This is a genomic window from Lysobacter arseniciresistens ZS79, assembly GCF_000768335.1.
GTDB classification, from domain to species: domain Bacteria; phylum Pseudomonadota; class Gammaproteobacteria; order Xanthomonadales; family Xanthomonadaceae; genus Novilysobacter; species Novilysobacter arseniciresistens.
Genome location: NZ_AVPT01000007.1, coordinates 21925 through 45001 on the forward strand (window position 1 = coordinate 21925; position 23077 = coordinate 45001).

Annotated in this window: 18 protein-coding genes; 5 read left to right on the forward strand and 13 right to left on the reverse strand. The window is 70.0% G+C overall.

The annotated features are described in order from the left end of the window. Position 1: 1 nt before the first annotated feature. The 4 genes from ybeY to corA all read left to right on the forward strand — a co-directional run bounded on the left by ybeY (position 2) and on the right by corA (position 3735). Positions 2-475, forward strand: coding sequence for an rRNA maturation RNase YbeY (gene ybeY / locus N799_RS05530; RefSeq protein ID WP_036209124.1), 474 nt, complete (start codon positions 2-4; stop codon positions 473-475). A 112-nt stretch (positions 476-587) separates the two neighbouring features. Continuing rightward, the gene (locus N799_RS05535) at positions 588-1472 is read left to right on the forward strand and encodes a CorC family transporter (RefSeq protein ID WP_036209126.1); all 885 of its coding nucleotides are present in this window, start codon (positions 588-590) and stop codon (positions 1470-1472) included. Positions 1473-1497: 25 nt separating this feature from the next. Further along, the gene (locus tag N799_RS05540; RefSeq protein ID WP_052101269.1) at positions 1498-2706 is read left to right on the forward strand and encodes a lipoprotein N-acyltransferase Lnb domain-containing protein; all 1209 of its coding nucleotides are present in this window, start codon (positions 1498-1500) and stop codon (positions 2704-2706) included. Positions 2707-2736: 30 nt separating this feature from the next. Beyond that, complete coding sequence (gene corA, locus N799_RS05545; protein WP_036209129.1) at positions 2737-3735, forward strand: magnesium/cobalt transporter CorA; 999 nt, start codon at positions 2737-2739, stop codon at positions 3733-3735. Positions 3736-3750: 15 nt separating this feature from the next. Here the strand turns inward: corA and N799_RS05550 are convergent, their stop codons facing one another. From N799_RS05550 to ssb, 9 genes are all read right to left on the reverse strand, one after another. Then, entirely contained in the window at positions 3751-4998 is a 1248-nt protein-coding gene (locus tag N799_RS05550) for a DUF819 family protein (protein WP_036209133.1), read from the reverse strand. A gap of 120 nt (positions 4999-5118) precedes the next feature. Beyond that, positions 5119-7197: a S9 family peptidase gene (locus N799_RS05555; protein ID WP_036209139.1), complete on the reverse strand. Its 2079-nt coding sequence runs from the start codon at positions 7195-7197 to the stop codon at positions 5119-5121. A gap of 103 nt (positions 7198-7300) precedes the next feature. Beyond that, positions 7301-9238, reverse strand: coding sequence for an OPT family oligopeptide transporter (locus tag N799_RS05560; RefSeq protein WP_036209142.1), 1938 nt, complete (start codon positions 9236-9238; stop codon positions 7301-7303). A 104-nt stretch (positions 9239-9342) separates the two neighbouring features. Next, positions 9343-11331 carry an alpha/beta hydrolase family protein gene (locus tag N799_RS05565; protein ID WP_036209145.1) on the reverse strand — a complete coding sequence of 663 codons (1989 nt, stop codon included), beginning with the start codon at positions 11329-11331 and terminating at the stop codon, positions 9343-9345. 156 nt (positions 11332-11487) lie between these two features. After that, positions 11488-12384 carry a dTDP-4-dehydrorhamnose reductase gene (gene rfbD / locus N799_RS05570; protein WP_036209148.1) on the reverse strand — a complete coding sequence of 299 codons (897 nt, stop codon included), beginning with the start codon at positions 12382-12384 and terminating at the stop codon, positions 11488-11490. A gap of 7 nt (positions 12385-12391) precedes the next feature. Further along, on the reverse strand, positions 12392-12949 hold the full coding sequence (gene rfbC / locus N799_RS05575) for a dTDP-4-dehydrorhamnose 3,5-epimerase (RefSeq protein ID WP_036209151.1): 558 nt from the start codon (positions 12947-12949) through the stop codon (positions 12392-12394). Beyond that, entirely contained in the window at positions 12946-13830 is an 885-nt protein-coding gene (gene rfbA / locus N799_RS05580) for a glucose-1-phosphate thymidylyltransferase RfbA (protein WP_036209154.1), read from the reverse strand. Before rfbA ends, rfbC begins: the two co-directional genes overlap by 4 nt. Positions 13831-13842: 12 nt before the next feature. After that, a complete protein-coding gene (gene rfbB, locus N799_RS05585; RefSeq protein WP_036209158.1) occupies positions 13843-14895 on the reverse strand; it encodes a dTDP-glucose 4,6-dehydratase in 1053 nt (350 codons plus the stop codon). A 51-nt stretch (positions 14896-14946) separates the two neighbouring features. Then, positions 14947-15441, reverse strand: coding sequence for a single-stranded DNA-binding protein (ssb, locus tag N799_RS05590; RefSeq protein ID WP_036209161.1), 495 nt, complete (start codon positions 15439-15441; stop codon positions 14947-14949). A gap of 202 nt (positions 15442-15643) precedes the next feature. Here ssb and N799_RS05595 point away from each other — a divergent pair, with 202 nt between their 5' ends. After that, a complete protein-coding gene (locus N799_RS05595; protein WP_036209164.1) occupies positions 15644-16642 on the forward strand; it encodes a polyprenyl synthetase family protein in 999 nt (332 codons plus the stop codon). A 144-nt stretch (positions 16643-16786) separates the two neighbouring features. Here N799_RS05595 and N799_RS05600 read toward each other — a convergent pair whose 3' ends face one another. The 4 genes from N799_RS05600 to N799_RS05615 all read right to left on the reverse strand — a co-directional run bounded on the left by N799_RS05600 (position 16787) and on the right by N799_RS05615 (position 23009). After that, positions 16787-17578 carry a dienelactone hydrolase family protein gene (locus N799_RS05600; protein WP_036209167.1) on the reverse strand — a complete coding sequence of 264 codons (792 nt, stop codon included), beginning with the start codon at positions 17576-17578 and terminating at the stop codon, positions 16787-16789. 91 nt (positions 17579-17669) lie between these two features. Further along, entirely contained in the window at positions 17670-19088 is a 1419-nt protein-coding gene (murD, locus tag N799_RS05605; RefSeq protein WP_036209169.1) for a UDP-N-acetylmuramoyl-L-alanine--D-glutamate ligase, read from the reverse strand. Further along, a complete protein-coding gene (gene murL / locus N799_RS05610) occupies positions 19069-20430 on the reverse strand; it encodes a UDP-N-acetyl-alpha-D-muramoyl-L-alanyl-L-glutamate epimerase (protein ID WP_036209171.1) in 1362 nt (453 codons plus the stop codon). The genes murD and murL overlap by 20 nt, the downstream gene beginning before the upstream one ends. After that, complete coding sequence (locus tag N799_RS05615) at positions 20427-23009, reverse strand: bifunctional aspartate kinase/diaminopimelate decarboxylase (protein WP_238978773.1); 2583 nt, start codon at positions 23007-23009, stop codon at positions 20427-20429. The genes murL and N799_RS05615 overlap by 4 nt, the downstream gene beginning before the upstream one ends. Between the last annotated feature and the right edge of the window lie 68 nt (positions 23010-23077).

Sequence of the window (23077 nt, forward strand, 5' to 3'; positions counted from 1 at the left end):
AATGAGTCAACCCGCCACCCTGATCGACGTCTCCGTCAGTTACGGCCTGCCGCGCGCCGGCATTCCGTCGGCCGTGAGCTTCCGCCGCTGGGTGGCCGCGGCGCTGGACGGCCGGATCCGCCGAGCCGACCTCGCCATCCGCCTGGTCGACGCGAAGGAAGGCCGCGCGTTCAACCGCCACTACCGCGGCAAGGACTACGCCACCAACGTGCTCAGCTTCCCGGCCGAGCTGCCCGAGGGCGTGGAACTGCCGGTGCTGGGCGACCTGGTGATCTGCGCGCCGGTGGTCGCCCGCGAGGCGCGCGAACAGCGCAAGCGCCTCAACGACCACTACGCCCACCTGACCGTCCACGGCGCCCTGCACCTGCTGGGCTGGGACCACGAGGACGAGCGCGAGGCCGAGTGCATGGAGCAGCTGGAGCGCGAAATCCTCGCCGGCCTCGGCATCGACGACCCCTACCTCGCCGTCGACTGACCACTGCGCCGGCCGCACCCCGCGCTCGTGCCGGGGCCTGCCACGACAGCCATGCCGATACGCTAGACTCGCGGGGACGCTCATCCCCCGGGCGTATCCATGAACCTGTTCAATGTCCGAGGACGACAGTAGTACCCACGCCCAGCCGACCGATTCGCCCGAGCGCGCCCATGACAAGCGCCGCTCCTGGCTCGACCGCATCAGCTCGGCGCTGTCCGGCGAGCCCACCACCCGCGAGGACCTGGTCGAGTTGCTGCGCGATGCGCAGGCCGACGGCCTGATCGAGGCCGACACCCTGACCATGATGGAAGGCGCCATCGCCGTCTCCGACCTCACCGTCGGCGACGTGATGATCCCGCGCTCGCAAATGGTCGCCCTGCCCGCCGACGCGCCGTTCCTGGAGCTGATGAAGATGGTGGTCGAGTCCGGCCACTCGCGCTTCCCGGTCCACGGCGACGACAAGGACGAGATCCTCGGCATCCTGCTGGCCAAGGACCTGCTGCGCGGCGTGGTCGCCGACGACGGCCCCGCCAATGTCCACGCGCTGCTGCGGCCGGCGGTGCTGATCCCCGAATCCAAGCGGCTGGACATCCTGCTGCGCGAGTTCCGCCAGTCGCGCAACCACATGGCGATCGTGATCGACGAGCACGGCGGCGTCGCCGGCCTGCTGACGATCGAGGACGTGCTGGAGCAGATCGTCGGCGAGATCGACGACGAGCACGACGACGCCGAGGACCCCAACGCGCTGATCGCGGCGCAGGCCGACGGCCAGTTCGTGGTCGACGCGCTGACCCCGATCGAGGATTTCAACGAGCGTTTCGGCGCCGACTTCGGCGACGACGAGTACGACACCATCGGCGGCCTGGTCACCGCGGCGATCGGGCACCTGCCGGAAGCCGGCGAGGAGCTGACGCTGGACCGGTTCGTGTTCCGCGTCGCCGGCGCCGACGCGCGCCGGGTGCACGCCTTCCACGTGAGCGTGCTGGGCGATGCCTGACGGCGCCGGGCACGGCGGGACGCCGATGCCGACGATCCACCCCACGGGCCGCCGCTGGCTGCAACTGGCGCTGCTGCTGCTGCTGGTGCTGGCGCTGCTGGCCGGCGTCGCCGCCGCGGCGCCGCGCATCGGCGTCGCCACCATGCAACCGGGCGAGATCTTCTGGGAGCGCTTCGGCCACAACGCGCTGGTCGTGCTCGATCCCGCCACCGGCGAGGCGATCTCGTACAACTACGGTTTCTTCGACCCCACCGAGCCGGACTTCGTCGGCCGCTTCGTCCGCGGCGAGCCGCGCTACCGGCTGGCCGCGCTGCCGTTCGAGCAGGACATGGCGATCTACCGCGACGAAGGCCGCGGCGTCGACATCCAGTGGCTCGCCCTCGACGCCACCACCGCGCAGGCGCTGGCCGACGCGCTGGCGTTCAACGCCCGTCCCGAGAACGCCCACTACCGCTACGACTACTTCCTCGACAACTGCTCGACCCGCGTACGCGATGCGATCGACAACGCGCTGGGCGGCGCGCTGCGGCGGCAGATGGCGGGACGCTCCCAGGGCAGCACCTACCGCAGCGAAGCGACCCGGCTGGCGTCGCCGGCACCGTTGATGTGGCTGGGCTTCGACCTCGGCCTGGGGCCGTCGGCCGACGTTCCGCTGTCGCGCTGGGCCGAGGCCTTCGTGCCGATGCGGCTGGCCGACGCGCTGCGCGACACCCGCCTGCCCGACGGCCGGCCGCTGGTGCTGGAGGAGCAACAGATCCTTCCGCACCGCCTCGCCCCCGAACCGATGGGCGCGCCGACCCGCTGGCTCCTGTGGGCGCTGGCGGGCGTGACCGTTGCCATCGCGCTTGCCGCGCTGGGCCGGCGTTCGCCGCGCGCGGTCGCGGGGTTCGCCGCGGTGTTCTGGCTTGCCTGCGGCGTCGCGGGCGCGCTGATGCTGTTCATCTGGCTCGGTACCGAACACCGCTTCGGCTGGGCCAACCGCAACCTGCTGCTGGCCAACCCGCTGTGCTGGCTGCTGCTGCCCGGCGCGGTCACGCTGCTGCGCGGCCGCGTGCCGCGCGCGTGGTTCCGGGTCACGCTGTGGGCCGTCGCGGCGCTGCCGGTCGCGGCGCTGTTTGGCTACTGGCTGTCGGTGCTGCCGCAGCGCCACCTGCACTGGATCGCGCTGCTGTGGCCGTTGCACCTGGCGCTGGCCTGGACTTTCGGCCGGCGGAGCGCCCGCCCCGGCTTGTGACGCACGCCGCCCGCGGGCACGATGCGGCCCATGAGTGATCCCGGCCCCGCCCTGCCCGCCAGCGTCATCAACTGCGCCGCCTACGACCGCCACGGCGAGCGGCGCGACATCACCCTCGACGCGATCAGCGACGTGCTGGCGGTGGACGACGGCAGCTTCGTCTGGGTCGGCCTTTACGAACCCGGCGAAGGCGTGCTGGCGAAGCTGCAGGAGGAGTTCGACCTGCACGACCTGGCCGTGGAGGACGCCCACCACGCCCACCAGCGGCCCAAGATCGAGACCTACGGGCAGTCACTGTTCATCGCGCTGCACACCGCGCAGTCGGTCGACGAACACATCCGCTTCGGTGAAACCCATGTCTTCGTGGGTCCACGCTACCTGGTGACGGTGCGGCACGGCGCGTCCAGCAGCTACGCCGCCGCGCGCTCGCGGATGGAGCGCGAGCCGGAGATACTGCGCCACGGCCCGGGCGCGGCGCTGTACGCGGTGCTGGACATGGTGGTCGACAACTTCCTGCCGATCGTCGACGAGTTCTCCGACGCGCTGAACGCGCTGGAGAAGGACATCTTCGCCGAGGACTTCCGGCGGCACACGGTCCGCCGGCTGTACGACCTCAAGCGCGAGCTGACCCGCCTGCGGATGGCGGTCTCGCCACTGCAGGACATCCTCGGCCAACTGGCGCGCGCGCGGGGCGGGCTGATCGACGAGGAGATGCAGTTCTACATCCGCGACGTCCACGACCACACCGTGCGCCTGAGCGAGACCACCGACACCCTGCGCGAGATGCTCACCACCGCGGTCAGCGTGAACCTGTCGCTGGTGACGGTGCGCCAGGGCGAGACGGTGAAGCGGCTGGGTGCCTGGGCCGCGCTGCTGGCGGCGCCGACGCTGATCACCAGCTGGTACGGCATGAATTTCACGCACATGCCCGAGCTGGCCGGGCGCTGGAGCTACCCCGTGCTGATCGGCATCGTCGCCGTGGTGTGCGTGGTGCTGTACCGGATGTTCAAGCGCGCCGGCTGGCTGTAGCCGCGCAGTGCGGCGTCAGCCGGCGAGCGCCTGCAACGCCAGCCCGGTGATGTAGGCGCAGTAGGTGCCCAGCGCGTAGCCGAACACCGCCAGCAGCACGCCCACCGGCGCCAGTGCCGGGTGGAACGCGGTCGCCACCACCGGCGCCGAAGCCGCACCGCCGATGTTGGCCTGCGAGCCGACCGCCATGAAGAACAGCGGCGCCCGGATCAGCTTGGCCACGCCGAGCATCAGCGCCGCATGCACGCTGATCCAGATCACGCCCAGCAGCAGCAGCAGCGGCCGGTCGGCCAGCGCCTTGAGGTCCATCTGCATGCCGATCGTGGCGATCAGGATGTACAGCAGCACCGAGCCGACATTGGAGGCGCCCGCGCCTTCCAGCCGCCGCGCGCGGGTGAAACTGAGGACCACGCCGAAGGTGGTCGCCAGTACCACGATCCAGAAGAAGCCCGAATCGAGGCTGTAGTCCTGCAGCCGCCACTCGGCCGGCAGCGAGCGGATCCAGTCCACCAGCGGGCCGGCCAGCAGGTGCGACAGGCCGGTCAGGCCGATGCCGACCGCGAAGATCATCATCAGGTCCGGCATCGACGCCACGCGCGAGTGCTCGGCCTGGTAGCTGGCGATGCGCTGCTTGAGGTCCTCGATCGCCGAGGTGTCGGCGCCGGTCCAGCGGTCGAACTGCTTCGCCCGGCCGGCCAGGAACAGCAGGATCGCCATCCAGAAGTAGGCGACGATCACGTCGACCGCGACGAACTGGCCGAACAGGTTGGCGTCGACCTCGAACACCTCCTTCATCGCCGCCTGATTGGCGCCGCCGCCGATCCAGCTGCCGGCGACGGTGGTCATGCCGCGCCAGGTGTCGCCGGCCACCACCGACGGGAACAGCGCCTGCATCACCAGCAACGACACCACCGCACCGAGCATCACGCCGACGGTGCCGGTCAGGAACATGATCACCGCCTTCGGCCCCAGCCGCAGCACGGCACCGATGTCCATCGCCACGCAGAACAGGATCAGCGCGGCCGGTAGCAGGTAGTCGCGTGCCATCGGGTACAGCCCCGAGGCGCTGCCGTCGATCAAGCCGACCGTGTTGTAGATGGCCGGCGCCAAGTAGCACATCAGTAGCGCCGGCACGTAACTGTAGAACCGGTGCCAGAAGCCCGACGGGCGCGAAGCGGTCCAGAACACCGCGCCGAGGGTGGCGGCGAGCAGGCCGAGGACGACGGCCTCGTTGGTGATCAGGGCGGTGCTGGGTGGGGCCATGCGGGACTCCGGCGCGGGGCGTCCCGGCGGGACGGGGTGGATGACACGGAGTCCTTTCCGCAACCGGCACCGTCACCCCCGCGCGGGCGGGAATGACGGCACGTGACTTTCGGGTAGCGGTTACTGGCCCAGGTGCTGTTCCAGCCAGCTGTTGACGGTGTCGTGCCACATCACGCTGTTGTGCGGCTTGAGCACCCAGTGGTTCTCGTCGGGGAAGTACAGGAACTTCGACTCGATCCCCTGCCGCTGCAGCGCGGTGAACGCCGCCAGCCCCTGGCTGACCGGGATGCGGAAGTCCTGCTGGCCGTGCACCACCAGCATCGGCACGCGCCACTTGTCGACGTGGCGGCTGGGGTTGAACTGCTCGTAGTTCTGCGGGACCTGCCACGGCGTGCCGCCGTTCTCCCACTCGGTGAACCACAGCTCCTCGGTGACGAAGCCCATCATCCGGGTATCGAACACGCCGTCGTGGTTGACCAGGCACTTCCATGGCGCGTTCCAGTTGCCGGCGATCCAGTTGACCATGTAACCGCCGTAGCTGGCGCCGAGCGCGCAGGCGTTGTCGCCGTCGAGGAAGCCATACTTGCGCTGCGCGGCCTGCCAACCCTTCTGCAGGTCCTCCAGCGGGCGGTCGCCCCAGTGCTGGCTGATCGCGTCGGTGAAGGCCTGGCCGTAGCCGGTGGAGCCGTGGAAATCGATCATCACCACCGCGTAGCCCTGTCCGGCGTAGGTCTGCGGATTCCAGCGGTAACTCCAGCCGTTGCCGAAGCTGCCCTGCGGACCGCCGTGGATCAGGAACGCGACCGGGTACCGCTTGCCTTCCTCGTAGTTCCACGGCTTGACCACGTAACCGTGCACGGTGTCGTTGTTCCAGCCCTTGAAGGTGAACTGCTCGTACTCGCCGAAGCCGACCTCGGGCAGCATCTCGCCGGCACTCGGGGTGATCGCGCGCTCGGGCGCGCCGTTGATGCCGCCGGTGAACACCTGCACACCACTGGCGAGGCTGTCACGGGTGAACGCGAGCGTGCCACCCGACAGCTGGACCGAGCCGATGCTGCCGTCGCCGATGATCCGGGTGACGCCGCCGCTGTCGACGTGGACCGCGAACAGCGGATGCTCGCCGGTGTCCTGCGCGGTGACGTACAGGGTCTCGCCATCCTCCGACACGGCGATGCTGCCGGCCGAGCGGTCCCAGCCCGGCGCGATTTCACGGCGCTCGCCGCTGGCCAGGTCCAGCGCCATGATCGCGAAGCGGTCGGCCTCGAAGCCGGGCCGCTTCATCGCGCGGTAGTAGAGCGTGTCGCCGCCGTTGCCGAACACCGCGCCGGTGTCCCAGGCCGGGTTGCCGGCGGTCAGGTTGGTCGCCGTGCCGCTGCCGTCGGCGCTGACGCGGTACAGATCGAAGTTGGTCGACCACGGCTCGGTGCGGTCGGCGCTGCGGGCGCTCAGCACCAGTGACTTGCCGTCCGGCGCCCAGGTGTACTCGCTGCTGTCACCGAACGGGCGCGACGGGACGTCGGCGATGACATCGGTCGCGATCGCGATCGCGCTGGTGACCGGCGCGCCCTCGCCCGGCAGTCCGGCGACGAACACGCGGTTGAGGCGGCCGTCGTTCCAGGCGTCCCAGTGGCGCACGAACATGCGGTCGTACACGGTGCCGGTGGCGGGGCTCTTCTCGCCCGCGGCGAGGCGGTCGCGGGTGCAGGCCAGGTCGCTGCCGCAATCGATGAAGGCCTCGGCGTTGAACGCGACGCGGCCGCCATCCGGCGACAGCTGGAAACCGCCGACATCGACCGCGAAGTCGGTCACCTGGCGCGGCTTGCCGCCGTCGATGCCGATCGCGTACAGCTGCGAGGTGCCGGACTTGCCGCTGAGGAAGTACACCGTGCGTCCGTCGGGCGCGAAGGCCGGCGAGTTGACGTTCCAGCCCTCGGGCGTCAGCCGCACCGGCGGCGCCGCGTCGCGGGCGACCAGGTTCTCGATCCACAGCGAGGTCGAGGCCTTGTTGGCGTCGAAGTCAACCTCGCGCTTGGCCACCACCAGCAGGCGGCCGTCGGGCGACAGCGTCGGCGAGGACCAGCGGTCGAGCGTCGCCAGGTCGGTCGGCTGGAGGCCGCGGGTGGCGGCGTCGGCGGCCGGGCTGAAGGCCGGCAGGGCGAGCGCGAGCAGTACCGGCAGGGCGGCGGGACGCAGGTTCATGGCAGGGTTCCCCGGAGCAATCGAAGCCCGATGGTAGGCGCAGCCGCTACCCGCGGCCAAGCGTGGCGGCCGGGCGCCGCCGCCACGCGATGCGGCCCAATGCTCAGTCGGCCGTCGCGGAACGGCGGGCGCCGGTGCGGTACAGCAGCCAGCCGACCACGACCAGCACCAGCAGGCCCAGCCATTGGCCGAAGCGCAGGCCGTCGGGCATCGCCAGCACCTCGGCGTCGCCCGTGGCCACGATCGGGATCGCGATGGCGATGCCCATCAGGGCCTCGCCGGTGATCAGGCCGGCCGCGAACAGCGTGCCCGGGCGGTGGATGCGGTCGCGCGCCTCCTCGTCGCCGGCGCGCAGGCCGTGGCGACGCTCGACCAGCCACGACAGCAGGCCGCCGAGGAAGATCGGCACCATCAGTTCCAGCGGCAGGTAGATGCCGATCGCCGCGGCCAGCACCGGCACGCGGAAGCTGGCGCCACGCTTCTTCAACCGCTCGTCCAGCGCGATGATCACCGCGCCGACCACGGCGCCCAGCGCGATCATGTCCCACGGCAGGTGGCCGCCGAACATGCCCTTCGCCACCGACGCCATCAGTGTCGCCTGCGGCGCGGCCAGCGAGTTCGGCCGCTCCGCGGTGGGCGCGCCGATGCCGTAGGCGGCCGCGAGCAGGTCCAGCACCGGTGCCATGATCAGCGCGCAGGAGAATGCGCCGATCGCCAGCATCAGCTGCTGTTTCCACGGCGTGGCGCCGACGATGTAGCCGGCCTTGAGGTCCTGCAGGTTGTCGCCGCCGACCGCCGCGGCGCAGCACACCACCGCGCCGATCATGATCGCGGCGACCGCGCCGATCTCCGAATCGCTGCCCAGCAGCAGCACCAGCACCAGCGATGCGAACAGGATCGTCGCGATGGTGATGCCCGACACCGGGTTGTTGGACGAGCCCACCAGGCCGGCCAGGTAGGCCGAGACCGAGACGAACAGGAAGCCGGCGACGATCATGATCACCGTCATCGGGATGCTGACCGTCCATTGCCCCACGATCGCCTGGTACAGCAGGCCCAGCGGCACGACGAAGGCCACCAGCGCGACCAGCATCCACTTCATCGGCAGGTCGCGCTCGGTCTCGGCGACCACCTGGCCGACGCCCTTGCGGGTCGCCGCGATGCCGCTCTTGATGCCCGACACCAGCGATTTGCGCAGCGAGAACAACGTCCACACGCCGCCGATCAGCATCGCGCCGACGCCGAGGTAGCGGATCTTGGCGTCCCAGATCGCGAACGCCGCGGTGGTCGCGTCCTGCCCGGCAACGGCCGCGGCCAGCGCCGGGTCGGTGTCGAGGAACAGCGCGTGGTAGATCGGGATCGCGATGTGCCAAGACAGGATGCTGCCCGATACGACCACGATGCCGATGTTGAGGCCGACGATATAGCCCACGCCCAGCAGCGCCGGCGACAGGTTGGTGCCGAGGTAGCCGAGGTAGCGGCCGAAGAAGCCCGAGCCGGCGGCGGCGTCGGGGATCATCCGCAGGCCGCTGCCGGCGGCCAGCTTCACCAGCGCACCCAGGCTCGCGGCGATGCCGAGGATCTTCAGCCCGGGGCCGGGATTCTCACCGGCCTTGAGCACCTCGGCCGCGGCCTTGCCTTCGGGGAATGGCAACGGTTCCTCGACGATCATCGAGCGCCGCAGCGGCACCGAGAACAACACGCCCAGCAGGCCACCGAGGCCGGCGATCGCCAGCACCCACGAGTAGCGGAAGTCGTCCCAGTAACCGAGGATCACCAGCGCCGGGATCGTGAAGATCACGCCCGCCGCGATCGACGAACCGGCCGAGGCGCCGGTCTGCACGATGTTGTTTTCGAGGATCGTGCCGCCACCCAGCAGCCGCAGTACGCCCATCGATACCACCGCCGCCGGGATCGCGGTGGCGATGGTCAGGCCGGCGAACAGGCCGAGGTAGGCATTGGCGGCCGCGAGGATCATCGCCAGCACGATGGCCAGCACGACGGCGCGGAAAGTCAGTTGCGGCACGGGCCGGTCGGCCATGGCGGGTCCCCTTTGTCGGATGGCGGATATTCGCACGCCGCGCGGGGACAGGCGAGACGGGAAGCGGCGGTCTGCGGTGCCGCTTCCCGTCTTTCAAGCCGGGATCAATCGGCGGCTACGTTGTTGCCGCCACCCGCCGCCCGGTCACCCCCGAGGTGCCGCGCGAGGAAATCCAGCAGCGCGGTGTAGTACTTCCGGCGATTCTCCGGCAGGTAGTAGCCGTGCCCCTCGTTCTTGAAGTAGAGCGCCTCGACGGGCACGTCGGCGTCGCGCAGCGCGCGTTCCATCATCCGGGTGTGCTGGACCGGCGCGCGCTCGTCCTCCTCGCCGGCGGCGAGGAACACCGGGACGCGGATGCGCTCGGCAAGCCGCGTGGGCGAGTGGGCCGCGACCTCGTCCCGTCCGCCAACCCATTCGCGGAGGAACGTCTCGCCCGAACCGCGCTCCTGCACGTCGCCCGCCGTGTGCATGGTGGGCAGGTCGTAGACACCGATGTTGCCGGACGCACAGCGATACAGATCCGGTTCGCGCACGGCACCCATCAGCGCCGCGTACCCGCCATAGCTGGAACCGTGGATGCAGATGCGGTCGGCCGCCGCGACACCCTCGTCGATCAGCCAGCGGGTCGCGTCGGTCAGGTCGTCCTGCATGGCCTGGCCCCACTGCCTGGCACCGGCCGAGCTGAAGGCCTTGCCGTACCCGCCGGAGCCGCGGAAGTTGACCTGGAGAACTGCGTACCCCGCTTCGGCGAGCATCTGGACGCCGCTCTCGAACCCCCATCGATCCCGCACTCCAAACGGCCCGCCGTGCGGCACCACCACCGCCGGCAGCGACTTGCCGGTGGAACCGGTCGGGACGGTGAGATACCCATGCAGCGCCAACCCGTCGCGGGCAGGGATGGTGACGGGCTTCTTGGCCGCCATGGTCGCCGGGTCGAACCACGCGCGGCGACTGAGCAGGTGGTCGGCCTTCTTGTCGACCGTGTCGAACAGGAAGAAGTCACCGGGATTGCGGTCGCTCCATGTCTGGACCAGCGCGATCCGTCCATCGCTGGTACGCGAGGTGATCTTCACCGGGACTCCGCCAAACGCGGCTTCGAGGCTGCGATACATCCGCGCCTCTTCGCTGCCGGGCTGGAAGAACTCGGTGCGCGGCTTGCCATCGAGCAGGAACACGCCAACCGGCTCAAGACTCCCGTGGCGATAGATGATCTCGCCGGGATCGACGCTGTCGTCGCCGAGGACCTCGGTGCGCTGGCCTGTGGCGATGTCATGCGCAACCAGTACGTTGGGGCCGTTTGCGCGCTGGGCCTCCAGGTAGGCGGTGCGGTCATCGGCGGCAAATCCAACGGGGAAATGCCGCAGTCCGTTGGTCGCCTCGTCGTTCACCAATTCCCACTTGGCGCCTTCGCCGGCCCGGTAGTACACCTTCTGGAGCCGGTCGACGCCTTCGCCGACGGCGTAGCGCACCACGCCCTGGTTGTCGGTCACGAAGCTCGCGTTGCGCACCGGGGCCGACGCCACCGGGTGACGCCGGCCGCTGTAGACGTCCAGACGCTCCGCCTCGGTGAACGCATCGGCATGGAACGGGCTGACCGAAATGATGACGTGGCGGTCGTCGTTCCGAAGCGTGTCGACGAGGAAGGCGGCGACCCGTTCGACCTTCTTGGGCTGGATACGCGTACCCAGGCCCCGCCCCCGCACACGTTGACCGACGAGAAGCTCGACCCCGGTGCCATCGGCATTCATCGCATACAGCTCGCCGGTGAGCGACGGCTGCTCCAGCAGACCGAACTTCTCCGATATGCCGATCAGCACGCGCTCGTCGTTGACCCACCAGAAATTCTCGACGTGGGTGTTGCGTTCAAGCACGAACGTGCCGGTGACCGCGTTGTCCCCGCGCCGCATGATGACAAGCGCGGTTCTGCTGCCATCGTCCATCGGAACGGTGGCCGCGAAGTAGCCACCGGTCGGCGAGATCTTGATGGTGCCGAAGCTGTCGTCCTTGATGTAGCGCTCGATGTCCACCGCCTGCGCGGGCGACATCCACAGCAACGCGGCCGACAGGGCCGCGCCCCAAATCCATTTCTTCATGTGTTTCCCCTGGTTGCGATCCTCCAGCGTGCCCCGCGCGCACCACGATCAGCCGCCGCGGCATTGCTGGAACTGGTGTTCGACGTTCCCCGTCGTCCGCGGACGAAGCGCGGGTACCGCACGTCGCCCATTGGAAGCGTACTCGAACCGGGCGAATCAGCGCGACGACGACGCCAGGGTCGTCCGTAGCGCATCGCGCCAGTGCGGCATTTCAAGGCCGTACTCGATCTGCAAACGCGTGGTGTCAAGCACCGACCACGCGGGGCGGACCGCACGCGTCGGGAAGCCGGAGGTGGGGATCGGCAGGACCGTCGGGCGCGAGGCGAGCAACCCGGCGTCCCGGGCCTCATCGAAGATCGCGTCGGCGAACCCGTGCCAGCTGGTCTGCCCCGCGGCCACGAGGTGGCGGATGCCGGAGGCGGCGATTCCGTGCCGGATGATGGCCGCGGTCACGTCGGCGATCAGCCACGCGGGCGTGGGCGAGCCGATCTGGTCGGCGACCACCTTGAGCTCGTCGCGCTCCGCACCCAGGCGCAGCATTGTGCGCAGGAAGTTCGCGCCGTGCAGGCCGTAGACCCAGGCCGTGCGCAGGATCAGGTACCGCGCGCCGCTCGCCGCGACGGCCTGCTCGCCGGCCAACTTGCTGCGGCCGTAGGTGCCCAGCGGCCCGGTCGGATCGTCCTCGCGCCACGGGCGCTCGCCGGAACCGTCGAACACGTAGTCGGTCGAGTAGTGGATCAGGCTCGCACCCTGTGCGGCACACGCCGCCGCGATGCGGCCCGGTGCGTCGCGGTTGATCAGGAACGCCGCCGCTTCGTCGTCCTCGGCGCGGTCGACCGCCGTGTACGCGGTCGCATTGACCACCATGTCGGGCGCGACCCGTTCGATCAGCGGTGCGATGTCATCGAGCCGCGACAGGTCGAGCGCCTCGCAGCGACTCCCGTCCGGCAGCTCGCCGGTGCGGGTGGTCACCACCAGCTCGCCCAGTGGCGCAAGCGAGCGCCGGCACTCGTGGCCGACCTGGCCGTTGCCGCCCAGCAGCAGGATCCTCATCGCGGCGTCAACCCTCGAACACGGGCAGGCGCTCAGACGTTACGTCCGCGAGCAGCGGTGCCTTGGCGTCCTTGCCCGACAGCAGCGGATCGGCCACCGGCCAGTCGATCGCCAGTTGCGGATCGTCCCAGCGGATGTTGGCGTCGGCGTCCGGGTCGTAGGTGGCAGTGCACAGGTAGGTGAACACCGCGCGCTCGCTCAGCGTCACGAAGCCGTGGGCGAAACCCTCGGGAATCCAGAAATGCCGCTTGTTCTCGGCGCTCAGCACCACCGCGGTCCAGCGGCCAAAGGTGGGCGACCCACGGCGGATATCGACCGCCACGTCCCAGACCTCGCCCTCCACCACCGACACGTACTTGCCCTGTGGCCGTGGCCACTGGTAGTGCAGGCCGCGCAGGACCCCCTGGGTCGAGGACGAGACATTGCCCTGCACGAAGACCGGCTGCAGGCCGTGTTCACGCAACCTGTCGTTGTTGAACGATTCGAAGAAGAACCCGCGGTCATCGCCGAACACCCGCGGCTCGATGACCAGGCAACCCGGCAGGTCGGTTTCGATCACCTTCACGGCACGTACCCCCGGTCGATCAGGTTGAGCAGGTACTTGCCATAGCCATTCTTGACCAGCGGTTGGGCAAGCTCGCGCAGGCGGTCGTCGTCGATCCAGCCGTTGCCGTGGGCGATCTCCTCCGGGCAGCACACGCGCAGGCCCTGGCGGGCCTCGATTGTCTCGATGTAGTTGGACGCCTCAAGCAGGGACTGGTGGGTGCCGGTGTCGAGCCACGCGTAGCCACGCCCCAGCCGCTCCAGATGCAGCGAGCCTTCTTCGAGGTAGCACTTGTTGAGATCGGTGATCTCGAGTTCGCCACGATGGGACGGCTTGATGCCGGCGGCGAAGTCGCTCGCACGGCCGTCGTAGAAATAGAGGCCGGTGACCGCGTAGTTGGATCGTGGCTGCGGCGGCTTCTCCTCCAGCCCGACCACCCTGCCGTCGGCATCGAACTCGGCGACGCCGTAGCGTTCCGGATCGTTGACCCAGTAACCGAACACCGTCGCGCCCTGCTCGCGCTGGCCGGCGCGCTTGAGCATCGCGGTCAGGCCGGGGCCGTGGAAGATGTTGTCGCCCAACACCAGGCAGCTCGGCTGGCCGCCGAGGAAGTCGCGGCCGATCAGGAACGCCTGCGCCAGACCGTCGGGGCTCGGCTGGACGGCGTACTCGATCTTCATCCCCCACTGCGAACCGTCGCCGAGCAGGTTGCGGAACAACGCCTGCTCATGCGGGGTGTTGATGATCAGCACCTCGCGGATGCCCGCCAGCATCAGCACGCTGAGCGGGTAATAGATCATCGGTTTGTCGTAGATCGGCAGCAGTTGCTTGCTGATGGCCTGGGTGATCGGATAGAGCCGGGTGCCGGAACCCCCGGCGAGGATGATGCCCTTGCGGTTCATGCGTGCTCCTGCTCAGGCCTGGCCGATGCGTTCGAGGCGGTAGCTGCCGTCGAGCACGCGCTGCACCCAGGGGGCGTTGTCGAGGTACCAGTCCACAGTGCGCGCCATGCCTTCGTCGAAGGTCACCGTTGGCGCCCAGCCCAGTTCGTCCTTGAGCTTGGTGGCATCGATCGCGTACCGGCGGTCGTGGCCCGGGCGGTCCTTGACGTAGGTGATCAGCGATTCACGCGGCTTGCCGTCCGGCAGCGGGCGGCGGGCATCGAGCAGTTCGCAGATGGTGCGCACGACGGTGATGTTGGTGCGCTCGGCATCGCCGCCGACGTTGTAGGTCTCGCCCAGGCGGCCCGCCTCGAGCACCCGGCGGATCGCCGCGCAATGGTCGCCGACATACAGCCAGTCGCGCACGTTCAGGCCGTCGCCGTAGACCGGCAGCGGCTCGCCGGCGAGCGCCTTGGCGATGACCAGCGGGATCAGCTTCTCGGGGAACTGGTACGGGCCGTAGTTGTTCGAGCAGTTGGTGGTGAGGACCGGCAGGCCATAGGTGTGATGGAAGGCGCGGACCAAGTGGTCGGACGCGGCCTTCGAAGCCGAGTACGGCGAATTGGGCGCGTACGGGGTGGTCTCGGTGAACTTGCCGGTGTCGCCCAGCGTGCCGTAGACCTCGTCTGTGGAGACATGCAGGAAGCGGAACGCGTCGCGCCCGGCCGGATCGAGCGACTTCCAGTAGTCGCGAACCTTCTCCAGCAGGCTGAGGGTGCCGACGACATTTGTCTGCACGAACGCCGCGGGGCCGTCGATCGAACGGTCGACATGGCTCTCGGCCGCGAAGTTGATCACCGCGTCGGGGCGGTGTTCCCGCAGGAGCCGTTCGACCAGGCCGGCGTCGCCGATGTCGCCTTCGACGAACACGTGGGCCGGATTCCCCTCGAGCGACGCGAGGGTGTCCAGGTTGCCTGCATAGGTCAGGACGTCGAGATTGATGACGCGATGGCCATCATTCACCGCACCGAGGACGAAATTACCGCCGATGAAGCCGGCACCGCCGGTCACGAGCCATGTGGACACTCGGAAACTCCAGTTTGAAACCAGGGATTGTTCAGGGTCAGCGGACGCCCATCAGAACGGAATATCGTCATCCGCGAAGTCGTCGCCGAAATCGTTCGACTTGGCCGGCGGGGCCTCGCGGCGCGGGGCGTCCTGTCGGGCTGCCGGGCGCGAGGGGCGCTCGCTGCGGTCACCGCCACGGAAACCGCCACCACCGCCACCGCTCCCCTCGCCACCGCCGCCGAGCATCTGCATCTCGTCGGCGACGATATCGGTGAAGTACTTCTCCACGCCGTCCTGGCCGGTGAACTTGTCATACCGGATCGAGCCTTCGATGTAGACCTGACGGCCCTTGCGCAGGTATTCGCCGGCGATTTCGCCGAGCTTGCCGAACAGCTTGACCCGGTGCCACTCGGTGCGCTCCTGGGTGTTGCCGTCGCGGTCCTTGCGCACGCTGGTGGTGGCCAGGCTGAGGGTGGTCACGGCCATCCCGCCCTGGGTGTACTTGGTCTCGGGATCGTTGCCGAGGTTGCCGACGAGGATCACCTTGTTTACGCCACGTGCCATGAGTTCGGTCCTGTCCGGTCGTTTGGCCCGCCATCGCGCGGCGAGCGGCTGGCCAGTATACCCATCCCGCCCACCCACCCCGGGTCGGAACCGGCCGCGCGCAGGTGTCGGAATTCATCCCGCCAGGGCAGGGCCGGTTTGCGGACCGGCCACGCCCACGACCGCGGCCTATAATCCCGAATCCCCCGCCGCCGGTCGTTCAATGCACGCTCGCACCCAGCCTTCGCCCGCCCTCGACCTGCCCGGCATCCAGGCGCTCGCACGTGGCGACATGGAAGCCGTCGACGCGCTGATCCGGCGCCGGCTCGCATCCGACGTGGTGCTGATCAACCAGGTCGCCGAGTACATCGTCAACGCCGGAGGCAAGCGGCTGCGGCCGATGCTGCTGCTGCTGGCAGCGGGCGCGCTCGACCACCGCGGCGCAGACGCGCACCAGCTGGCGGCGGTGATCGAGTTCATCCACACCTCCACCCTGCTGCACGATGACGTGGTCGACGAGTCCGACCTGCGCCGCGGCCGCCGCACCGCCAACGCGGTCTGGGGCAACGCCGCCAGCGTGCTGGTGGGCGACTTCCTGTACTCGCGCAGCTTCCAGCTGATGGTCGAGCTGGATTCGATGGAGGTGCAGCGGATCCTCGCCGACACCACCAACCGCATCGCCGAGGGCGAGGTGCTGCAGCTGCTGCACGTGCGCAACCCGGACACCGACGAGGCCGCCTACCTGCGCGTGATCGAACGCAAGACCGCGGTGCTGTTCGCCGCGGCGACGCGACTGGGCGCGCTTCTCGCCGGGGCGGACGAGGCCATGCAGCAATGCCTGCACGACTACGGCCTCAACCTCGGCTACGCCTTCCAGATCGCCGACGACGTACTCGACTACGCCTCCGACGCGCAGACGCTCGGCAAGAATCTCGGCGACGACCTGGCCGAGGGCAAGGCGACGCTGCCGCTGATCCACGCGATCCGCCACGCCGATGCGGCCACCGCGACGCGGCTGCGCAAGGCGATCGAGGACGGCGACACCGATGCGTTGCCGGCGGTGGTGGAGGCGATCCACGCCACCGGCGGGCTCGATTACAGCCGCCAGCGCGCCCGCGATTACGCCGAACTGGCCGTGGATGCACTGGACGGGCTGGCGGACAACGACTACGTGGCCGCCCTGCGTGGGCTGGCGGCATACGCGGTCAGCCGCGACCACTGAGCCTCAAAGTTCCGCGCAGGAGCGGCTTCGGCCGCGATCGCGAAACAGCCTTCGGCGAACGATTCCACGATCGCGGCCGAAGCCGCTCCTACCGCCCACCCGGATCCACAGCCGGTTCGCGTCCGCCGGCGGACACGAGAGACGCTATTCCGCCGCGAAGCGCTCGCGCAGGAAGTCGTGCGTCATCTCGAACGCCCGCTTCGCAGCCCGCTCGTTGTAGACGCAGCCCGGCGGGTTGTTCGCGTCCGCCTCGGCGAAGCAGTGCACCGCGCCGCTGAAGTTGACGAACTGCCAGTCGGCACCGGCGGCATCCATCTCGCGCTCGAAACCGGCGATGTCCTCGTCGGTCACGCCGCGGTCGTCGGCGCCGTTGAGCACGAGGATCGAGGTCCGAACCGCGTCGTCCTTCGCCGGCACCGGCGTCGACAGGCCACCATGCAGGCTGACCACGCCGGCGAGGTCGCTGCCGGCACGGGCGAGCTCCAGCACCGCGGTGCCGCCGAAGCAGAACCCCAGCGCGGCGATGTGTTCGGCGTCGAGCGGCACCTTGCCCGCCTGCGCCTGCAGCACCTCAACCGCCTTCCCGACACGCGTGCGCAGCAGTCCGCGGTCATCGCGCAACGCGCCTGACACCTTGCCCGCGGCCTCGCGGTCGACCGGCCGCACATCCTTGCCGTAGACGTCGGCCACCAGCACCACGTAGTCGTCGCCGGCGAGCTGCTTCGCCTTCTCGACCGCGGACGGGGTCACCCCCATCCAGTTCGGCACCATCACCACGCCCGGCCGCGCGATCTCGTTGGAATCGTCATGGACCAGCACGCCGCTGAAGGTGGTGTCACCGATCGACCACTCGACCGGTTCGGCCTGCATCGCGGCGAACGCCGGGCCGGCGAGCAGGACAAGCGGGAGTGCGAGGGCAAGGCGGGGCAGGCGCATGGCGGAACTCCTCTCCGTGGCGTTCTCCGGAGGGTAGCGCCGTTCTGGCCCGGTTGCGTCGGGGCGGGCCGGGCGGACCGCCCCGCCCGGATCAGGCCACGCCGATTCCGGGAATGGCGCTGATCGCGTCGGGATCGAAACCCGCCAGCGCGGCGAAGTGTCGGCCACGCTCGACGTAGTCGCGGTACGGCCCGAAGCTCGGCGCACCCGGCGACAGCAGGACCACGCCCTCCCCGGCCAGCGCGGCTTCGGCCTCGTGGACGGCGTCGGCGAGGTCGTCCGCGGCCGCAAGCAGGAATCGCCCTTCGGCCGCGAGCGGCGCCAGCAGCGCGTGGATCCGCGGACCGTTGGCACCCATCGTGATGGTCGCAGCCGGTGCGCGCCGCGCCATCGCGGCAGCGAACCCCGACCAGTCGACCCCGCGGTCATGGCCACCGACCAGCAGCGCGACCGGGCGTGCGCCGAAGCATTCCAGCGCGGCGAGGCTGGCGTGCGGCGTGGTGCTGATCGAATCGTTGACGTAGCTCACCGCGCCGCGGGTGCCGAGCATCTGCAGCCGGTGCGGCAGCGGGCGGAACGACAGCGCGTGGCCCGCCAGCGCCGCCGCGTCGAACCCCAGCGCCTCCAGCGTCGCCAGTACCGCGCAGAGGTTGCCGCGGTTGTGCCGTCCCGGCATCGGCAGTGGCAGCGTATCCATGACGAACATGTCGCCGCGGTACAGGTCGTCGCCACGCAGGTGCCAGCCGTCCTCGCGACCGAACCAGCGCACCTCGCTGCCGGGCAGTTCCAGCGCGGCCAGCTCCGGGTCGGCGGCGTTGAGCACCGCCACCCGCGGGCGCGCATCGGTCAGCAGGCGCAGCTTGTCCTCGACGTAGCGCGCCTGCGAGCCGTGCCAGTCGAGGTGCTCGGGGAACACGTTGAGTGCGACCGCGACCTCGGGACGCCCGCCGCCCGCGGCGACGTCACCGGTCTGGTAGCTCGACAGTTCGATCGCCCAGTACGCCGGCGGCCGCGGCACGTCCAGCAGCTCCAGCAACGGCAGGCCGATGTTGCCGGCCAGCGCGGTGCGGTGGCCGGCCGCGCGCAGCAGGTGGGCCAGCAACGCGGTGGTGGTGCTCTTGCCTTTGGTACCGGTGACGCAGGCAGTACCCGGGGCGATGCCGTCGGCGCCGGCGTGCTCGCCGAACCACAGCGCGGTGCCGCCGATGAAACGCGTGCCCCGCTCCGTCGCCGCAGTGGCTTCGGGGCCGTAGGGGCTGATGCCGGGCGACTTCACCACGACGTCGAAGCCGGCCAGGCGCTCGCCGCTGACGGCGGTCTCGACCTGCAGGTGCGCGTCGCCGAGCGTGCGCGCCTCGTCGGCCTCGGTCGCGTTGCAGAACAGCGTCAGCGGCAGCGCCGGCAGGCGGTCGCGGATCGCGCGGTAGGCGGCGCGGCCCTCCCGCCCCCAGCCCCACAACGCGACCCGGCGGTCGCCCAGTTGCGCGATCCTAAGCGGCGAGGTGCGCACGCAGGCGCTCCCACAGCCGCGGCGGGATGCGCTGCTCGTCGTCGATCACCAGCAGCGGTTCGATCCGCAGGTCATCGTCGGACAGTTGCGGGCGGATCTCGCGGGCGAAGCGCTTGACCAGCGCGTCCTCGCGCCACTCCGGTCGCGCCGCCAAGGCCGCCATCGCCGCGCGCGATTCGCGCCCCTCGCCGACGCACTCGAACGGCTTGTGGTCGCGGAACTCCAGCAGCGCGTCATAGCCCGCGGTCTGCGCGGCGTCGTCCAGCAGATTGCGGCCGAAAATGCCGACCAGCCGCGGCTTGCTCATGAACGGCGCCAGCGCCAAGAACACGAATTGGCACTTCGGGCAGACCCCGCACCAGCGGTTGACCGGCCGCTCGCCGAGGATGTGGAAGTTGCGGTTGCAGCTGGAGAAGTGCGCGTCGTAGCGGTCGGTGCGGGTGAACTGGCGCGCCACCGCCAGCTCGCTCAGCGGACGCAGCAGCGAGTAGTAGTGCAGGTCGGCGGCGACGTGGCGCTCGATGTGTTCGCCGAACGCGGTCTCGAACGCCCAGCCCTTCGACCACTGGTGGTTCACCTCGCCGGTGCCTTCGATCAGGCTGCCGTAGCTGGCCGAGCGCTCGTTGGAGAACACCACCTGGTCGACGCCCTGCAGCAGCGCCGCCAGCACCAGGATCGCCGAGTTGACCGCGGTCACCGGGATGTGGCCGTTCCACGCGCCCTCGCGGTTGTAGTCGAACAGTTGCGGCGCCAGCGCCCGGCCGATGTTGAGCGTCGGCAGGCCGGTGCGGTCGGCGCAGGCGCGGATCAGCTGCGAACCGCCGATCCAGCTCACCGTCTGCCCGACGCCGAGCGCACGCAGCGCCTCGATGCTGACCAGCGAATCCTTGCCGCCGCCGATCGCCACCAGCGCATGCTCGCGCAACCCGAGCGCCGGGGCGGCGGTGCTCTCGCCCCCTTCGTGCGGGAAACGGATGCGACCGTGCAGGTCGAGTCCGTTGCGGTAGGCGAATTCCCCCAGGCCGTTGAGGTAAACCGTCTCCAGCAGCGCGGCGGTATCAGCGTCGATGGTGTACGCGTCGAGGCGGATCTCGCCGGGCACCGCGGCCTTGTAGTAGCTGACGCCGGCGATCAGGTGCAGCAGCCGCAGCGCGCGCTCGACCGCCGCCGCGCGCTCGCCTTCCAGCACGAACGGCGCGCCGGGCACGGTCACCGTCTCGACCAGCTCCGGGCCGTCGTCGAACGCGTACACCAGTTGCGCGACACCGGTCCGCGGGTCCAGCCCGCAACGCACGAACCGGAACGCGGCGATCGCGTCGCGACGGAATTTCCACTCGCTCATTCAATGACATCCTCTGCCGGCAGTGCCCGCAGGTTGTAGGTGTTGGCCATGACCATGCCGTAGGCGCCGGTGTCGGCGACCAGCAGCACGTCGCCCTCGGCGGTCGCGGCCGGCAGCGGGCGCCCGAAGCCGAGCACGTCGCCGCTCTCGCAGATCGGGCCGACCACGTCGTACTCCAGCGTGTCTTCGTCGCCGAGCCGGCTCAGGTTGTGGATGCCGTGGTAGGCGTCGTACACCGACGGCCGCATCAGCGCGTTCATGCCGGCGTCGGCGCCGATGCGGCGCACGCCGTCCTTGTCGACCACCTGGGTGACCGACAGCAGCAGCACGCCGGCTTCGGCGACGAGGTAGCGGCCGGGCTCGACCACCAGCCGGTAACGCGGGTAGTCGGCCTTGATGGCCTCCAGCCCGCTGCGCCACAGGGCGACGTCGAACAGCGGCGACTCCGGCGTGTACGGCACCGGCAGGCCGCCACCGATGTCGATGCTCTCGACCGTGCCGATGCGGTCGGCCAGGCAGGCCAGCTGCGCGTACACGTCATGCCAGTGGCGGGCGTCGTCGATGCCGCTGCCCAGGTGGGCGTGCAGGCCGCCGATGCGCAGGTCGATCGCGCGTGCGGCATCGAGGAAGGCATCGACCCGCGCCAGCGGCAGGCCGAACTTGGCCGCGACACCGCCGGTCTTGACCTTGGCGTGGTGGCCCTCGCCGCGGCCGAGGTCGAGGCGCAGCCACACGGTCCGGCCGCGGAACACCTCCGGCCAGCGCTGCAGCGCCTCGACGTTGTCGACGGTGACGGTGACGCCGTGCCCGAACGCCGCCTCGTACTCGTGCCGCGGCGCGAAGCTCGGGGTGAACAGCACGCGCTGCGGCGACAACCCCGGCACGTTCGCGAACACGTGCTCGATCTCGCCCAGCGACACGCACTCCAGCCCGAAGCCCTCGGTCACCAGCGTGCGCAGGATCGCCGGATGCGGGTTGGCCTTGATCGCGAAGTAGCAGCGGTCGATCGCGTCGGTGCCGGTCAGCACGCGCGCATGTTCGCGCACGGTTTCCAGGTCGTAGACATAGCGCGGCGTGCCTTCGGCGGCGCGGGCCAGCAGTTGCCCGCGCCGGCCGACCCACCACGAGGCCCGCCGCTGCGCCCGGCCGACTTCCAGCTCGCGCCAGCTCGGGCCGAACACCCCCGCCGCGCGCACCGGCATCGCGCCGCTGCGGATCAGCTCGGCGTGCAGCTGAGGCAGCAGTCCGGCGGCGTCGGCCTCGTCGATCACGAAAGTCAGGTTGAGGTCGTTGGACGACTGCGAGATCAGGTGCACGCGCTCCTGCCCGAACGTCGCCCAGATGTCCGACAGCCGGTGCAGCAGCGAGCGCATGCCGCGGCCGACCAGGGTGATCGCGCTGCACGGCACGATCACCTTGACCCGGCAGACCTCGGCGAGGTCGGCCGCCAGCGCCTCCAGCACGTTGCCGGTGACGAGGTTCTCGCTCGGGTCCAGCGAGATGGTGACGTTGGTCTCGGACGAGCCGATCAGGTCGACCGACAGGCCGTGGCGGCGGAAGCGCTCGAAGATGTCGGCGAGGAAGCCGACCTGCTGCCACATGCCGATGCTTTCCATCGACACCAGCACGATGCCGTCGCGGCGGCTGATCGCCTTGACGCCGGGGACGGTCTCCGCGCTCGCGTCGATGCGTGTGCCGGGCAGGTCCGGGCGTTCGGTGTCGAGGATCGCCATCGGTACGCGCGCCTCGCGGCAGGGACCGATCGACCGCGGGTGCAGCACCTTGGCGCCGGTGGTGGCGATCTCCTGCGCCTCGGCGTAGTCGAGCCGGGCCAGCAGGCGGGCATCGGGCACCTCGCGCGGGTTGGCGCTGAACATGCCGGGGACGTCGGTCCAGATCTCCACCCGCGCGGCACCCAGCAACGCGCCGAAGCACGCCGCCGAGGTGTCGGAGCCGCCGCGGCCGAGCACCGCTGTACCGCCGTCGGCATGGCGGGCGATGAACCCCTGGCTCAACAGCATGGCGGTCGGCTGCGCGGCGAAGCGTCCGCCGAAGCCGGCATCGGCGTCGCGCCGGCAGTTGACCGCCAGCCGCGCCGCCCACTCGCTCTGGTTCGGCAGTGCCACTGCCTCGAGCCAGTCGCGCGCGTCGCACCAGCCGAAGTCGTGGCCCTGCGTGCGCAGGTAGGCGGCGCCGATGGTCGATGACAGCAGTTCGCCCTGCGCGAGCACCTCGGCCTGCCAGTCCAGCGGCCGGGTCGCCGTGCGCGGGTCGCCGGCCAGCGCCTGCAACGCGGCGAGCCGCTCGCCGAGCACGGCGTCGGGATCGAGGTCGAGCTCCACGCAGAAGCTGCGGTGGCGGTCGACCAGCGCGGCGACGCGGCCGGCGATGTCGTCGCCGTTGCCGATCGCCAGCAGCTCGTTGGTCACGCCCGACAACGCCGAAACCACCACCAGTACCCGCGCGTTCTCCTCGGCCATGCGTTTGGCGGCGATGCGACCAATGGTGTCCCAACGGTTGCGGCGGGACACCGAGGTGCCACCGAACTTGAGTACTACCCAGCGTTGCGCTTGCGCCACCACGTCCGCCTCTGGTTTGTGGGTACGGGTCGGCGCGCGCCCGCAAAGCGCCTAGAATGGCTGCCCCG